14 protein-coding genes are annotated in these 14,759 nt (G+C 69.5%); 9 read left to right on the top strand and 5 right to left on the bottom strand.

The features are described from left to right. Positions 1–110 precede the first annotated feature (110 nt). The 4 genes from BLV63_RS05790 (at position 111) to BLV63_RS05775 (ending at position 3,576) form a co-directional block, all read left to right on the top strand. Entirely contained in the window at positions 111–1,556 is a 1,446-nt protein-coding gene (locus tag BLV63_RS05790) for a PspC domain-containing protein (RefSeq protein WP_082724031.1), read from the top strand. Then, a complete protein-coding gene (locus BLV63_RS18915) occupies positions 1,556–2,086 on the top strand; it encodes a hypothetical protein (protein ID WP_254780482.1) in 531 nt (176 codons plus the stop codon). The genes BLV63_RS05790 and BLV63_RS18915 overlap by 1 nt, the downstream gene beginning before the upstream one ends. A gap of 31 nt (positions 2,087–2,117) precedes the next feature. After that, positions 2,118–2,372 carry a PspC domain-containing protein gene (locus tag BLV63_RS05780; protein ID WP_066211610.1) on the top strand — a complete coding sequence of 85 codons (255 nt, stop codon included), beginning with the start codon at positions 2,118–2,120 and terminating at the stop codon, positions 2,370–2,372. Positions 2,373–2,550: 178 nt separating this feature from the next. Then, positions 2,551–3,576 carry a 6-phosphofructokinase gene (locus BLV63_RS05775; protein ID WP_066211612.1) on the top strand — a complete coding sequence of 342 codons (1,026 nt, stop codon included), beginning with the start codon at positions 2,551–2,553 and terminating at the stop codon, positions 3,574–3,576. A 139-nt stretch (positions 3,577–3,715) separates the two neighbouring features. Here BLV63_RS05775 and BLV63_RS05770 read toward each other — a convergent pair whose 3' ends face one another. The 5 genes from BLV63_RS05770 to BLV63_RS05750 all read right to left on the bottom strand — a co-directional run bounded on the left by BLV63_RS05770 (position 3,716) and on the right by BLV63_RS05750 (position 8,811). After that, positions 3,716–5,218 (bottom strand): DHA2 family efflux MFS transporter permease subunit, encoded by a 1,503-nt coding sequence (locus tag BLV63_RS05770; protein ID WP_066211614.1) that lies wholly within the window; start codon positions 5,216–5,218, stop codon positions 3,716–3,718. Positions 5,219–5,288: 70 nt separating this feature from the next. After that, entirely contained in the window at positions 5,289–5,861 is a 573-nt protein-coding gene (locus tag BLV63_RS05765) for a PadR family transcriptional regulator (protein WP_066211616.1), read from the bottom strand. 166 nt (positions 5,862–6,027) lie between these two features. Next, positions 6,028–7,143: a CAF17-like 4Fe-4S cluster assembly/insertion protein YgfZ gene (gene ygfZ, locus BLV63_RS05760; RefSeq protein WP_066211618.1), complete on the bottom strand. Its 1,116-nt coding sequence runs from the start codon at positions 7,141–7,143 to the stop codon at positions 6,028–6,030. A 62-nt stretch (positions 7,144–7,205) separates the two neighbouring features. Continuing rightward, positions 7,206–7,832 carry a nitrobindin family protein gene (locus BLV63_RS05755; RefSeq protein WP_066211620.1) on the bottom strand — a complete coding sequence of 209 codons (627 nt, stop codon included), beginning with the start codon at positions 7,830–7,832 and terminating at the stop codon, positions 7,206–7,208. A gap of 133 nt (positions 7,833–7,965) precedes the next feature. Then, on the bottom strand, positions 7,966–8,811 hold the full coding sequence (locus BLV63_RS05750; RefSeq protein ID WP_107003747.1) for a permease: 846 nt from the start codon (positions 8,809–8,811) through the stop codon (positions 7,966–7,968). 159 nt (positions 8,812–8,970) lie between these two features. On the opposite strand from BLV63_RS05750, the gene BLV63_RS05745 reads away from it, so the two are divergent. The 5 genes from BLV63_RS05745 to BLV63_RS05725 all read left to right on the top strand — a co-directional run bounded on the left by BLV63_RS05745 (position 8,971) and on the right by BLV63_RS05725 (position 14,657). Next, positions 8,971–9,669 carry a winged helix-turn-helix transcriptional regulator gene (locus BLV63_RS05745; RefSeq protein WP_066211624.1) on the top strand — a complete coding sequence of 233 codons (699 nt, stop codon included), beginning with the start codon at positions 8,971–8,973 and terminating at the stop codon, positions 9,667–9,669. Between the two features lie 94 nt (positions 9,670–9,763). Continuing rightward, positions 9,764–10,750: a mycothiol synthase gene (gene mshD, locus BLV63_RS05740; protein WP_066211626.1), complete on the top strand. Its 987-nt coding sequence runs from the start codon at positions 9,764–9,766 to the stop codon at positions 10,748–10,750. Between the two features lie 54 nt (positions 10,751–10,804). Next, positions 10,805–13,048, top strand: coding sequence for an RNA degradosome polyphosphate kinase (locus BLV63_RS05735; protein WP_066211628.1), 2,244 nt, complete (start codon positions 10,805–10,807; stop codon positions 13,046–13,048). Further along, on the top strand, positions 13,048–14,025 hold the full coding sequence (locus tag BLV63_RS05730; RefSeq protein ID WP_066212025.1) for an NUDIX hydrolase: 978 nt from the start codon (positions 13,048–13,050) through the stop codon (positions 14,023–14,025). The genes BLV63_RS05735 and BLV63_RS05730 overlap by 1 nt, the downstream gene beginning before the upstream one ends. Positions 14,026–14,036: 11 nt before the next feature. Beyond that, complete coding sequence (locus tag BLV63_RS05725; RefSeq protein WP_066211631.1) at positions 14,037–14,657, top strand: hypothetical protein; 621 nt, start codon at positions 14,037–14,039, stop codon at positions 14,655–14,657. The last annotated feature ends 102 nt before the right edge of the window (positions 14,658–14,759 follow it).

Raw genomic sequence — 14,759 nt, 5'->3', positions numbered from 1 at the left:
CGGAACAGGGTCTTCCCGGCCTGCCGATCAGGGATCTCAGGGCGCTCTCAGGGGCGCTTCAGGGTATCCCCCAGTAGAGGCGCCACTCCCCCAGGCGGGAGGATCGAAGCATGAACACTCACAGCACCACACCAGAGGAGCCCCGGCAGCCGGCCGGGGCCACGGCGGAGGCCGGCCAGCAGGGGCCGGGGACCTCGCACGAGGCGCCCCGCACGGCACACACGTCCCAGGACTTCTTCTCCTGGATCCGGAGCCTCGGCATCCGGCGCGGCAGCGATCGCTGGCTGGGCGGGGTGTGCAGCGGCCTGGCGGACCGCTTCGGGATCGACCCCTTGATCGTCCGCGGCATCTTCATCGTCCTGGCGGTCTTCGCCGGCGTCGGAGTCCTCGCCTACGGCATCGCCTGGGCCTTGCTGCCCGAGCCCGACGGGCGCATCCATGTCCAGGAAGCGGCCGCAGGGCGGTGGAGCGGCGGCATGACGGGCGCGCTCATCACCACCATCATCGGGTTCCCGAGCCTCGGCCGCGGATTCTGGGAGTGGGGCTGGAACGGAGTGAACGCCCTGTTCTGGACGCTCGTGTGGGTGGGCGCCGCAGCCTTTGGGATCTACTACGTGATTCAGCACAAGCGTGCCAAGGACGCCCGGCGCGCGGGGACGGACCCCATGCCCGATGCGCCGACGTCTCCGGGCTCCCCCGCGGACGGCTTCCGGCACACGGGGTGGGATGCCACCGGCGTTCCGCAGCCGTTCACGGCCTCCGCCACCGGGACAGCGGCGCCTGCGCCGTCCTACCAGGCCACCACGACGGCGGACCTCCCGGCGCCGCCGCTTCCGTCGCCGTCGCTCGCGGCCCCGTCAGCCCCGGCGCCGCCCCGCGCGACGCCTCCCGCCGCGCCCCGGCCTCCGAAGATCCCGCGGCATCGGCAGGGACCCGGCAGCGCGCTTGTCGCGGTGTTCGTGGGCCTGGCCCTGCTGGTGGGCGGCGCGCTCAAGGCTCTGGACGCAGCCCGGGTCATCGACCTCGGCACGGCCTCCACCGCGGTGGTCCTGGCCAGTGGCGCGGCCGTGCTCGGCCTCGGTGTCCTGATCGCGGGTATCCGCGGGCGGACCTCCGGATTCCTCGGATTCCTGGCCGTGGTCGGGCTGGTCATCGGCGCGTTCTTCACGATCGCGCCGCGGGCCGAAGGACTGCACTTCCAGAACCGTGACTGGACGCCGGCCGGCGTCGAACAGGCCCGGCAGGGCTTCGACCTCACGGGCGGCAAGGGCACCGTCGACCTGAGCGGCCTGGGCGGCGGGGCGCCGCTGAGCAGCCGCGTCGTGGTCCCGCTGGATGTCACCGCCGGCAATCTGACCCTGGTGATCCCGGACAACATCCCGGTGCTGATCCGCACCGACCTGACCTTCGCCTCCCTGGCACAGGACGGCACCGACACGGGCCATGTGGCCGACAAGGGCACCCGCACCTACAACGACGGCAAGCCCGGCCAGCCGCTGGTCATCGAACTCGATGGAACCTTCAGCAACATCTCCGTCCAGGAAGGAAGCCTCTGATGAACACCCACGAATCCCCCCAGGACGCGGACCAGGAGAACACCGATGACACCGCAGTCCCCCGCACGGAGGCCGTCAGCACGGCGCTTCCCGCGACCCACCGCTTCGACGCCGCCCCGTCCGCGGACGAGGCGGCCGGGGCTCCCGGGGCTACCGCGGCGACCGCGGCCCGCCCTGCGGACGACGCCGGCGAGCCGTGGCACGACGCTCCCTCGGCGTCGGCCACGGACCCTCAGCCCGCAGCCGCTCCGCGCACCGTTCCCGCCGTCGCTCCCGAGGAACGCCGCGGCGGGCCGAGGGTCAGCACCATCGTCTGGGGGCTGCTGATCATGGCACTCGCCGGGCTCCTCATCGTCTCCCGGCTGGGACTCGTGGCGCTCGACGGGACATACGTCCTGATCGGCCTCATGATCGGGACGGGCGCGGCCCTCGTCATCGGGGGTCTCGTGTCCGCCGCGGCGCGGAGATCCACCGCCGGCCGGACCACCGACCACCACCGGACGCCCGGCAGCGGCTCCGGCATCGCGTGACAAAGCACGCCCGACACGGAAGGCTAGAGACATGGACAAGTTCTTCAGCATCATCAGGGGCCTCGGCCTGAAGCGTGGACCGGAACGCTGGCTGGGCGGCGTCTGCGGCGGGCTCTCCGCCAAGTTCACCGTGGACGTTGCCTGGATCCGCATCGGCTATCTCATCTTCTGCCTCCTGCCCGGACCGGCCTTCGTGGTCTACCTGGCGGCCTGGCTCCTCCTGCCGGACGGCAAGGACGACCGGATCATCCTGCAGGGCTTCCTGCAGAACCGCGGCGTCAAGTAACCATCACGTCACCAGGAAGCACGTCGCGGCACAGCCACGGCACGACCCGCGACGAGCATGGCCCCCCGTTCATGAACGGGGGGCCATTTGTCATCTGGGTCACAGAAAACCGTAGAATTGCCGTGGGCTCAACGGGGCGCTCTTCAACACTGCTTCATCGACGAAGGGCCTCTGAGCTATGAAAATCGGCATCCTGACGAGCGGCGGCGACTGCCCCGGACTCAACGCCGTCATCCGCGGCGCCGTCCTCAAGGGGATCGCCATCCACGGCCACGAGTTCGTGGGCTTCCGTGACGGCTGGCGAGGCGTGGTGGAAGGCGATGTCATCGACATCCCCCGCACCATGGTCCGCGGCATCGCCAAGCAGGGCGGCACCATCCTCGGCACGTCCCGCACCAACCCGTTCGAGAACGGCGGCGGCCCGGAGACCATCATGCGTCACATGGAGCGCCTCGGCATCGACGCCATCATCGCGATCGGCGGCGAAGGAACCCTCGCCGCGGCCCGTCGCCTCACCGACGCCGGCCTGAAGATCGTGGGCGTCCCGAAGACCGTCGACAACGACCTCGACGCCACCGATTACACCTTCGGATTCGACACCGCCGTGCAGATCGCCACCGAGGCCATCGACCGCCTCCGCACCACCGGCGAGTCCCACCACCGCTGCATGATCGCCGAGGTCATGGGCCGCCACGTCGGCTGGATCGCGCTGCACGCCGGCATGGCGTCCGGCGCCCACGCCATCCTCATCCCGGAACAGCAGGTCAGCATCGAGCAGATCTCCGAGTGGGTCACCGAGGCCCACGAGCGTGGGCGCGCACCCCTCGTGGTGGTGGCCGAGGGCTTCGTCCCGGAGCACCTCGAGGCGCCCCACTCCGAGCGGGGTCTGGACACCTTCGGGCGCCCGCGCCTGGGTGGCATCGCGGATCAGCTCGCTCCCGAGATCGAGGCCCGCACCGGCATCGAGACGCGCGCGACCATCCTGGGCCACATCCAGCGCGGCGGCGTGCCGAGCGCCTTCGACCGCGTGCTGGCCACCCGTCTGGGCATGGCCGCCATCGACTCGGTGGTCGAAGGCCGCTGGGGCACCATGGTCGCACTCAAGGGCACCGAGATCGAGCACGTCACCTTCGAGAACGCGCTGGGCCGCCTCAAGACCGTGCCGCTGCACCGCTACGAGGAGGCAGCGGTCCTCTTCGGCTGAGCGCCGCTCCGGCAGCCGGCCGGCCTGCAGACACACGAAAGGACGACGACGGCGGGTGCCCACCCGCCGTCGTCGTCCTTTTCCGTGTCCCGACTCCCCCCCCGGCGAGCCATCGCCCCATGGCCCGCCGGGTGCCGCGTCAGTCGGCCGAGACCTTCTCCTGCTCCGGGGCCGGCGCGGTCGCTGCCGGCCGGATGAAGAACAGCGCGGCGACGGCGGCCACGAGGATGGCGCAGGCGGGCAGCACGATCGACTGCGCCATGGCCGAGGAGAACCCGGCGTGCAGGAACTCGGGCAGGACGCCCGTGGCCATCTCGCCGCTCGGAGCGCCCTTGCCGGCCGGAGCCTGCGGGAGCTCCGCGGCCAGACGTGCCTGGATCAGCGCCGCGATGGCGGCCGAACCGAGCACCGCGCCCACCTGGCGGGTGGAGTTGTAGATGCCCGAACCGGCACCCGCCTTCCGGGGCGGGAGGTTCCGCAGCGCGGTGGCGCTCATGGGCGCCCAGATGCCGGAGCTCGCCACACCCATGATGGCGGCCGGGATGAGGTACATCAGCACCGGGGTGTCCGGCGTCGTGAGGAACGAGTAGATGAAGAGGGAGAGCGACATCAGCCCGAACGCGAGCGGGATGATGACCTTGGGGTTCATCCGCGGGATCCACTTGCCGACGAACGGCGCCAGGACACCTGAGACCACGGCCGTGGGGGCCATGAGCAGGGCCGACTGGGTCGGCGTCAGCCCGCGGACCATCTGGATGTAGAAGATGATGGGCAGCATCATCGAGCTGATGGTGAAGCCCATGAGGCTGATGCCGAGGTTCGCCAGGCTGAAGTTGCGGTCCTTGAAGAGGTCCAGCGGCATGAGCGGCTCACCGTTGTAGCGGCGGCGGTAGACGGACTGCCAGACGACGAAGACCACCAGCACGACGATGCCCGCCGTGATGAGACCCCAGACGGTGATGCCCGGGGTGACGGTGCCCCATTTGTAGCTCTGGCCTTCCTGCAGACCGAAGACCAGCAGGAACATGCCCACGGCGCTGAGCAGCACACCGAGCCAGTCGAAGCGGTGCTGGTGCTGTTCCAGCTTGGGGACGAAGCGCGCGGCGGCGATGAAGCCGATGATGCCCACGGGGACGTTCACGAAGAAGATCCACTCCCAGCCGAGGCTGTCCACCAGGAGACCACCGAGAAGCGGGCCCACGAGGGTGGCGACACCGGCGGTGGCGCCCCAGAGGGCCATGGCGGAGCCGCGCTCCTCAGGCTTGAAGATGCGGGTGATGACGGCCATGGTCTGCGGCGTCATGAGGGCGGCGCCCAGGCCCTGGACGGCGCGGGCGGCGATCAGCATCCCGATGTCGCCGGCCAGACCGCACCAGAGGCTGGCGAGGGTGAAGACGGCCAGGCCGGTCAGATAGAGGTTGCGGGGACCGAAGCGGTCACCGAGGCGGCCCGTGATGAGGAGCGGCACGGCGTACGCGAGAAGATAGGCGCTCGTCACCCAGATGACGGCGTTGATGTCGGTGTTCAGGCCTTCCATGATCTTCGGGTTGGCGACATTCACGATGGTGCTGTCCACCAGGATCATGAAGAAGCCGACCACGAGGGACCAGAGGGCGGGCCACGGTCGGGCGATCTGTTCCACGTCGGAACCTTTCGGTGTCGTTGTCGAGTCGGTCGGAAAAGGGCGGGAAGCCTGCTCCCCGCCGTGAGGGTCAGGAGGGGACGCTGATGTCCAGGTCCCCGCTGCGGATCTCGGCGACCAGGCCGGTGAGCCAGTCGATCTCCGCGGCAAGCAGGTGGTGCTGGTACTTCACATCGAGCCAGAACTGGCGCGGGACCTGGCGCTCCACGGCCCGGGCCTCGGCCGAGCCGTACTCCGCGAGGCGTTCGGACAGTCCGGCGATCCGGGCCTCCAGCCGGTCCACCACCACCTCGCTCGGCAGGTTGTGGCATTCGGCCAGGGCCAGGGGAAACGGCGGGTAGGCGTTGGAGGCATCCCCCAGCAGCACGATGAGGTTCGCCGCCAGGGCGTTCTCTCCCGCCGTGGTGATGCGGTAGACGGTGCGCTCGGGCCGCTTGCCGTCGCGCTCCACCCCGTCCTCCTCCACGAACCCCTGCTCCTCCAGCCGGGAGACGGCGTGGTAGAGCGTGCCGGGACGGACCTTCACGGTCCGGTCCTCACCGCGGAACATCAGGGTCTGGTACATCTCGTAGGCGTGCATGGGCTTCTCGCGGAGCAGCCCCAGCGCCGCGAGGCTGAGCGGGGTGAGGGAAGGAGAGGTCATGGAGCGTGGTTCCTTCCGAGGTGGTGGGGTGGCCGGCGGAAAACGTCACGGGCTCATGCCCGGTCGATTCCTGCAACCATCATTCCACACCGATTATTCCACGTGGAATAGTCTGTCGCGTGAGATGGCTCTCGTCAGGTGTTGTTCCGGACGACGCCGCCCGGCCTCAGCGAGGAGCGCGGAGGAATCCGCTCTGGCGGCCGACCACCTGGCCGGCCTCGGGGGCGACGATCACTTCCTGCGCGGCCGCGTAGGTCTCCTCCACCGGGTTGCCGTCGGGATCCTGCGACCCGGTCGCGTCGACGACGCTCAGCACGGCCGCGGGATCGACGTTGCGCTTGATCAGGGCGAGGGCGATCGGCCCCATCTCGTGATGCTGCGCCACGCTGCTGAGCCGGCCCACCGTGCGTCCGTCCAGCACCACGGGGCTGTCCAGCGAAGGAAGCGTGTGCTGCGATCCGTCCAACTGGAGCAGCACGAGACGCCGCGGCGGATGTCCCAGATTGTGCACCCGGGCGATGGTCTCCTGGCCCTTGTAGCAGCCCTTCGACAAATGGACGGCCGTGCGGATCAGATCCAGTTCGTGGGGGATGGCGCGGTTGTCCGTCTCGAATCCCTGCCGGGGACGCCACGCCGCGATCCGGAGCGCCTCGACGGCCATCATGCCGGCCAGCTCCAGGCCTTCGGTCCGTTCGACGAGCTCGGCCTGGGGCACGAGCCACTCGCGCCACGGGCGGTCGCGGCCGGGGTGCTGTTCGACTTCGACGGCGGCGTACGAGTAGCCGCCCTCCGTCACCTCGGGCCAGGGATCCTGCCAGGACAGAAGGCCTTCGAAGGCGGGCACCGGTCCGGTGCTCCCGACCACGGCCCAGTCCGCGCTGACGTTCTGCACCTCGACGCGCAGCATGAAGCGCATGCGGTCCAGGAACGCGGCCAGTGACTCGGCGAGACCGGGCTCCACGAGGAGCCACGCCGTCGTGCCGTCATCCACCAGCCGGATGTCGAAGTCGATCCGGCCCTGAAGGTCGAGGAGGAGGAGTTGCGCGGAGGAGCCCTCGGCGAGGCCGTTCAGGCGCTGCGAGGAGAGGGTGTCCAGCCAGGAGAGGCGGTCGGGACCGCTGACGGTCACCACGCCCAGGTGCGAGAGATCCGCGACGGCGCGGCCTGCGGCCAGGGCTCGCTGTTCCTTGAGCGGCTGCCCGTAATGGGCGGCCACCGGGCGGTCCACCCCGGCTCCCGCGACGGCGGACGGCCGCGACAACAGAGGGCTTGTGTACTCCATATGGGGTGCAACCTTCCCGGGGTGGGAGCTATTCCGCGCCCGGGACCTCCCGGACGGGAGCGTCAGGCGAGCTTGCTGAGGATGGCGGAAGCGTGGGCTTCCAGACCGCCGTTGCCCTCCGCGGAGTCGCCCGAGGACTTGCCCTGCGAGACGTCCCAGCGCCACAGCAGCTTGCCGTCCACCAGGCCGAAGATGCGGGTCGCTGCCGAGTAATCCTTGGAGTGGCTGCCCCGCATGACCATGTCGGTGCTCAGCTGGATCTGCGGTCCCTTGATCTGGCCGTAGTACAGCTCCGAGATGCCCCCGGGATGGGCGATGGAGACGGAGATGTCGAAGCCGCCGTCGTCGTTGCGCAGCGCCTCCACGTCATCCGCCGTCTTCAGCGCGGGGACCATGTCGGCCGGGAGCATGCCGGGGCCGCCGTCGGCGTCCACCAGCTTCCGCTCCAGAGCCCAGAAGCCCATCTCCACGGTGAGGGGACGCAGGATGGTCCCTTCGTCATCGCAGAGCCAGCTCTCGGCACGGTATTGCAGGTACGGCAGACCGTTGTGGGCGAAGGTGGCCCGCTGCACGAAGTGCTCGGAGCCCTCTTCACCCGTGCCGAGACGGCCGCGGCCTTCCCACTCCCCGATCAACCAGGAGAGAGGGACCAGCTCAGGCGTCAGGTCACTGGGGATCTCGACGGGCACGGCTTACTTCTGGCCCTTGAAGAGGCGGTACACCACCAGGCCGGCGAACCAGGCCATCGCGATGCTCGCGACGCCGAGGAGGACCAGGAAGAAGATTTCAAATGCAAGGACGGACATGACTTCATCCTAACGGTTAAACGAGCAGGAGCTTGCCGAGGAAATACGCCACACTGCCAAGGGCCAGCACCGGCCCCAGACCGAGGGCCACGGCGCCCACGAGGGAGGCGCTGTGGACCCGGAAGGTGATGAGCCGTCGGAAGCTGACGACGAGGACGCCTGCGGCCAGGCCGAGGGCCGCGCTGGGCAGCATGGAGACGTGCGGATTGAACCAGCCGACCAGCGGGCCGACCAGCACCGCCAGCACCACGCCGAGCGGCGCCACGATGCTGTCGGGCCACCGGATGAGGCCCACGCAGACCGCGACGGCGGCGCACACCACCACGATGACGAGCATCTCCCGCAGGCCGCCGAGCCGGACGTTGGCCACCCAGCCGCCCGCAAGCGCGGAGAGGACCACGCCGCCACTCGCGCCGAACGTCGATTCAAGGCGCTGCGGCTGGCCCGTGCCGCGGATCAGCTCCACGAGCATGACCGCCATGATCCCCAGCGCGATGAGCGGAGCCGCCCACGCCAGGAATCCAGGGCCGGGTGAGACCGCCGCCCCGAGCACCGAGAGAGCCCCGACGGCGGCGATGATGCCGCCGAGGGTCTTGCGCGCCGGGATGCCGAGGTAGTGGGGCCAGGCCAGGCCGAAGACGACGGCGAGGACAGCGCAGATCACGGCGTGGGTGGTGGGGCCGAGCCAGGGCGAGACGCCGAGGACCGCGAGCGCCACGAGGGACGCCACACCCACCGTGCGGTACCCGTGACCCGTCGAGAAGAAGCCCCCGGCGCGGCCGGAACCCGCACGGGAGGCGCCGTGGCCCAGGAGGGCGAATCCGGCGTCGTCGTTCTTGGAAGGTTCAGCGGCTGGGCTCACACAGCCATCCTCCCCCATCGGGAGCTTCCACGCCCATCCCCGCACAGCTCCCGCCCGCCACCCCGTCCACATTGTGACGGGAATAACTCGATGCAGGGGCCGACTCGATATACTGGGTCATCAGGCTCGACGACGCGCTCCAGATCCTTGGAGGGGACAATGTCGCAACTCTTGTTACTGACCAACAGCACCGATTCGTCGGTGGACATCCTGCCTGCGCTCGAACTGCTCAATCACCGGGTGCACATCCTTCCGGCGGAGCCGACGGCGCTGCTGGAGACCGATCCGTGCGACATCATCTTCCTCGATGCCCGGAAGGACCTGGTCGGGTCCCGTTCCCTCACCAAACTTCTCAAGGCCACGGGCCTGTCCGTGCCCCTGCTGCTGATCCTCACCGAAGGCGGCATGGCGGCGATCTCGTCTCAGTGGGCAGTGGACGACGTCGTCCTCGAATCCGCCGGCCCCGCCGAGGTGGAGGCCCGCATCCGGCTCGCCCTGGCCCGGGGGCGCAGCGCCGAGGAGGAGGCGGACACGGAGATCCGCGCGTCCGGCGTCGTGATCGACGAGGCCAGCTACACCGCCCGCATCAACGGCGAGGCCCTCAACCTGACCTTCAAGGAGTTCGAACTCCTCAAGTACCTCGCCCAGCATCCCGGGCGCGTCTTCACCCGTCAGCAGCTCCTCACCGAGGTTTGGGGCTATGACTACTACGGCGGCACGCGCACCGTGGACGTGCACGTCCGGCGCCTGCGCGCCAAACTGGGCCCGGACCACGAGACGCTGATCGGCACCGTCCGCAACGTCGGCTACCGCCTCACCATGACCCGCGAGCAGGACGAGCAGCACGCCCAGGCCTGAAGGACAGACCGGAAGGCCAAACCGGAAGGCCGGACCGGAATCTGCGGCCTGAGGTCCGGGACGCGTCCGCGCGGCCGGTACTAGCCTTGGTGACATGACTAGCGCTAACGCCTCCCACTGGCCGGTCCACCGTCACCTGGCGCCGCTCGACGCAGGGGTCCTCGCCGAGACCGCAGAGCTCCTGAAAGCCTCGTCCGCGGCAGACGGCACCCCGAGCGTCTCCGAGCAGTCCCTCATCGCCCTGCGCACCGGGGGCAACGACGGTCAGCAGGTGGAGGCGTATCTGGTCTACTCCCCGGAGGACCCCTTCGCCGACGAGGAGTCGGCGCGCGACGCCGTCCTGGCGGGCTTCGCGGTGCTCGTCACCACCGGGGACGACGCCGTCCTCGAGATGGCGGTGCACCCCGGCTACCGCAACATCGGGGTCGGCCTGCGCCTGGCCGGGGAGCTCCAGGCGAGCCGCGGAACGCTCGACGGCATCCAGGCATGGTCCCACGGCGACGCCGCGGCGGCCGAGGACCTCGCCGCACAGTTCGGCTTCACCCGGGTGCGCGAGCTGTGGCGGATGCGCCTGAGCACGCCATCCGCGGTCTCCCCCGTCGACGACGACGCCCTTCCGGACGGGTACACGCTGCGCACCTTCGTGCCCGGCCAGGACGAGGCCGCTTGGCTCGACGCGAACGCGCGGGCTTTCGCGCATCACCCGGAACAAGGCGCCCTGACGTTGCGGGACCTCCAGGAGCGCCAGGCCGAGCCGTGGTTCGATCCCGAGGGGTTCTTCCTGGTCCTCGACGAGGCGGACCGGATCGCCGGGTACCACTGGACCAAGCTGGAATCCGCCCACGACGGGCACGGTCCCCAGGGCGAGGTGTACGTGGTGGGAGTGGTGCCGGAAGCGCAGGGGAAGGGCCTCGGGAAGGTCCTCACGCGGCGCGGGATCACGCATCTCCGGGACCGGGGGGCGGCCACCGTGCTGCTCTATGTGGAGGCCGACAACGCCCCCGCCGTGCGGCTCTACGAAAGCCTCGGATTCACCCATTGGGACAGCGACGTCATGTACCGGAAAAACCCGGCTTCCTGACCGTTCCGGTTCTGTAAGGTTGAGGTGGATCGACTGCGGTTTAAGGAGTGTGGCATGAGCAGCGACAACAAGGGTTCCACGGGGACCGTGAGCAGGCTCTCCCAGCGTTTCGGCTCGTCCGAGGTCAACGCCGCCCGCGCGACGCAGGACCGGATCGAGCTTCCCGAATTCCAGGAGCCGAATCTGCTGCCCGACGGCGACATCAGCCCGGACCGCTTCCTGGACCGCGAGCTGTCCTGGCTGAAGTTCAACGCCCGCGTGTTGGAACTCGCCGAGGACCCGGATCTCTTCCTGCTGGAACGGGTCAACTTCCTCTCGATCTTCGCGTCCAACCTGGATGAGTTCTTCATGGTCCGCGTGGCCGGCCTCAAGCGCCGCATCGCCACGGGCCTGGCCGTGCCGTCCCCCGCCGGGCTGAGCCCCGTGGAGGTCCTGGAGCAGATCAGCGAGGCCGCCAGCGCGCTGCAGGAACGTCATGCCCGGGTCTTCGCCGAGCAGATCCGTCCGGCCCTGGCGTACGAGCACATCCACCTCATGCACTGGGACGAGCTGGACAGTGAGGCCCAGCACCGGGTCAGCACGATGTTCACGGAGAAGGTCTTCCCGATCCTGACCCCTCTGGCCGTGGACCCGGCCCACCCGTTCCCCTACATCTCGGGCCTGTCCCTCAACCTGGCCGTGGTCGTGCGCAACCCCGTGAGCCAGAAGGAGCTCTTCGCCCGTGTGAAGGTGCCGGACCAGCTGCCGCGCCTGATCGCCGTCGACGGCCCGCGCGCCGGCGCCGTGCCAGGGCGCGTGGCGCGCTTCATCACGCTGGAAGAGGTCATCGCGGTGCACCTCGATCAGCTCTTCCCGGGCATGGAGGTCGTGGAGCACCACACCTTCCGCGTGACCCGTAACGAGGACGTGGAGGTCGAAGAGGACGACGCCGAGAACCTCCTCCAGGCCCTCGAGAAAGAACTGCTGCGCCGCCGTTTCGGCCCGCCCGTCCGCCTCGAGGTCACCACGGACATCAACCCTGCCGTGCGGGAACTCCTGGTGCGCGAACTCAGCATCGACGAATCCGAAGTGGTCGCCGTCCCGGCGCCGCTGGATCTCCGCGGGCTCTCGGTCATCGCCGGGATCGACCGCGCCGATCTGCACTATCCGAAGCAGGTCCCGCACACCTCGCGGTACCTGAACGAGTCCGAGACCTCGAAGGCGGCGAACGTGTTCGCGGCCATGCGCCGTCGTGACATCCTCCTGCACCACCCGTACGACTCCTTCTCCACCTCCGTGCAGGCGTTCCTGGAGCAGGCCGCCGCGGACCCCAAGGTCCAGGCCATCAAGCAGACCCTGTACCGCACGAGTGGCGACTCCCCGATCGTGGACGCCCTGATCGACGCGGCCGAGGCCGGCAAGCAGGTCCTGGCCCTCGTGGAGATCAAGGCCCGCTTCGACGAGCAGGCCAACATCTCCTGGGCCCGCAAGCTCGAGCAGGCCGGCGTGCACGTGGTGTACGGCATCGTGGGCCTGAAGACGCACTGCAAGCTCTCCCTGGTGGTCCGGCAGGAGTCGGATGGCATCCGCCGCTACTGCCACATCGGCACGGGCAACTACCACCCCCGCACGGCCCGGTACTACGAGGACCTGGGCCTGCTCACCGCGAACCACCAGGTGGGCGAGGACCTGTCCAAGCTGTTCAACCAGCTCTCCGGCTACGCCCCCAAGTCGACGTTCAAGCGTCTGCTCGTGGCGCCGCGCTCCGTTCGCAGCGGCCTGATCGAACGCATCGACCAGGAGATCGCCAACGCCAAGGCCGGGAAGAAGGCCAAGGTCCAGATCAAGGTCAACTCCATGGTGGACGAGGCGATCATCGACTCCCTGTACCGCGCCTCCCAGGCCGGGGTGGAGGTCAACGTGATCGTGCGCGGCATCTGCTCCCTGCGGCCCGGCGTGCCCGGACTGAGCGAGAACATCACGGTCCGGTCCATCCTGGGACGCTTCCTGGAGCACTCGCGGGTCTTCACCTTCGCCAACGACGGTGACCCCGTGGTCTACATCGGCTCCGCCGACATGATGCACCGCAACCTGGACCGCCGTGTCGAGGCCCTGGTGCAGCTGACCAACCAGGACGACATCCAGGAACTGCTGGATCTCATGAACCGCTATGTCGACCCGGGCACCTCCAGCTGGCACCTGGACAGCGACGGCGAGTGGGAACGCCACCACCTCGCCGAGGACGGCACGCCGCTCCTGGACATCCAGTCGTGGCTGCTCGCCTCCCGCTCCCGCCAGCGCACGGGGTCCCTCCGCTGATGCCCGCAGCACGTGCCGACGCGCTGGTCGCCGACCAGTCCGAACATCCCGGCGAGAAGATCGCGGTCGTCGCCGCGGGCGGGCTGCCCTGGCGCGTCACCCGTGGCGCGCTCGAGGTGCTGCTGATCCACCGCCCGCGCTACGACGACTGGTCCTGGCCGAAGGGGAAGCTCGACGACGGCGAGACGGTGCCCGAATGCGGCGCGCGGGAGATCTTCGAGGAGATCGGGCTGACCGCCGGCCTGGGGATCCCCCTGCCGAGCATCCACTACCGCGTGGCATCCGGCCTGAAGGTCGTGCACTACTGGGCCGTCAACGCCCAGAATGCGAAGGTCAAGCAGGACGGCAAGGAAGTCGACAGCCTCCTGTGGTGCTCTCCTGAGCGTGCGGCGGAACTGCTCAGCAACCCGTCCGACCGAGCGCCGCTGGCGGCCCTCGTGGCGGCTTTCGAGGACGACGCGCTCGACACCTGGCCCCTCGTGATCGTGCGCCACGCGAAGGCGAAACCCCGTGCGTCCTGGACGAAGGGCGAAGGGGACCGGACCCTGGCCGCCTCGGGACTTCGCCAGGCCCAGGCCGTGCGGCGGCTCCTGGCCGTGTGGGGTCCGGAGCGGATCGTCAGCAGCCCGTGGAAACGCTGCATCTCCACCATCGCGCCCTATGTGAAGGCGACGAAGGCGAAGGTGAAGCTCGTGGACGCCCTGACGGAGCACAGCCACGAGCGCAAACCCCAGAAGACGGCGGCCGCCATCGAGGCGGTCTTCGACAAGGGTGTGCCCGCCGCCGTGTGCGTGCACCGGCCCACCCTCCCGACCATCCTGGAGCAGGTCTCCAGGCACATGAAAGCGCCGCTCGCCCAGAGCCTGCCCGCCCGGGACCCGTACCTGGCCCCGGGTGAGGTGCTCGTCCTCCACGTGCGCAAGGACTCCCGGTCCCGCGTGGTGGCGGTGGAGCAGTACCGGCCTTTCGACGACTGAAGGATCGACTGATGACTGAGAACGCAGCACCCGAGCCGATCGGCTTCGGCATCGCCGAACTGGCCTTCCTGCTGAGCAGCTTCGAGGGGCCGGGCCACGACCGCTCCGTCGAAGCGCTCGACGCCGGGACCTGGGCCGCGGACCCGACGCTCTCCGAGGTGGGCGTCTCCGGGCTCGCCGCCCGCGGCTTCGTGCAGCCCGAGGAGGACGGCCTCGGCATCAGCGGTGCGGCGTCCGCCGTCGCGCAGGTGCTGGGAGGCGGCAGGCTCTGGATCACGCTGCAGGTCAGCGCGGGCGAGGGCGCGTCGTCGCGCCTCGTGATGGTGGAGGCCGACGGCATGCGCATGCTGTTCCAGCCGGGCATCCTGAGCACCTGGTTCGCCACCCCTCTTCCGGAGGAGCTGACCGCGTCCCAGACGGCCGTGTCGATCCTGCACCAGCACGCCGACGAGAACCCGGGCAGCCAGGCGACCGTCACCGTCAGCACCCAGGAGCGCAACAGCTACTACGAGGTCACGCGTGACGCCGAGGGATGGCGCTTCGCCGGGATCTCCGCGAACGGCGCGGAGGAGCCGGTCAGCGGGCTCGGCCCCGCCGAGGTGGCAGCGCTCCTCGAGGCCGCCGCCCTCTAGTTCATCCCTCCTTCCCGCGAGGGAACAGCTGACGCCCCTTCCCGCCGCGGATGAGGGCGTCAGCTGTTCCCTCGCGGTGGTCAAGGGGGATCCACAGGCGTG

Source organism: Arthrobacter woluwensis (assembly GCF_900105345.1).
GTDB classification, from domain to species: domain Bacteria; phylum Actinomycetota; class Actinomycetes; order Actinomycetales; family Micrococcaceae; genus Arthrobacter_E; species Arthrobacter_E woluwensis.
The sequence above is the reverse complement of the archived record's forward strand: the minus strand, read 5'-3'. Positions and strand labels throughout refer to the sequence as shown.

Coding starts and splice junctions, on each gene's coding strand:
- BLV63_RS05790 (WP_082724031.1), top strand. CDS start 111: ATGAACACTCACAGCACCACACCAGAGGAGCCCCGGCAGCCGGCCGGG.
- BLV63_RS18915 (WP_254780482.1), top strand. CDS start 1,556: ATGAACACCCACGAATCCCCCCAGGACGCGGACCAGGAGAACACCGAT.
- BLV63_RS05780 (WP_066211610.1), top strand. CDS start 2,118: ATGGACAAGTTCTTCAGCATCATCAGGGGCCTCGGCCTGAAGCGTGGA.
- BLV63_RS05775 (WP_066211612.1), top strand. CDS start 2,551: ATGAAAATCGGCATCCTGACGAGCGGCGGCGACTGCCCCGGACTCAAC.
- BLV63_RS05765 (WP_066211616.1), bottom strand. CDS start 5,861: ATGACCTCTCCTTCCCTCACCCCGCTCAGCCTCGCGGCGCTGGGGCTG.
- ygfZ (WP_066211618.1), bottom strand. CDS start 7,143: ATGGAGTACACAAGCCCTCTGTTGTCGCGGCCGTCCGCCGTCGCGGGA.
- BLV63_RS05745 (WP_066211624.1), top strand. CDS start 8,971: ATGTCGCAACTCTTGTTACTGACCAACAGCACCGATTCGTCGGTGGAC.
- mshD (WP_066211626.1), top strand. CDS start 9,764: ATGACTAGCGCTAACGCCTCCCACTGGCCGGTCCACCGTCACCTGGCG.
- BLV63_RS05735 (WP_066211628.1), top strand. CDS start 10,805: ATGAGCAGCGACAACAAGGGTTCCACGGGGACCGTGAGCAGGCTCTCC.
- BLV63_RS05730 (WP_066212025.1), top strand. CDS start 13,048: ATGCCCGCAGCACGTGCCGACGCGCTGGTCGCCGACCAGTCCGAACAT.
- BLV63_RS05725 (WP_066211631.1), top strand. CDS start 14,037: ATGACTGAGAACGCAGCACCCGAGCCGATCGGCTTCGGCATCGCCGAA.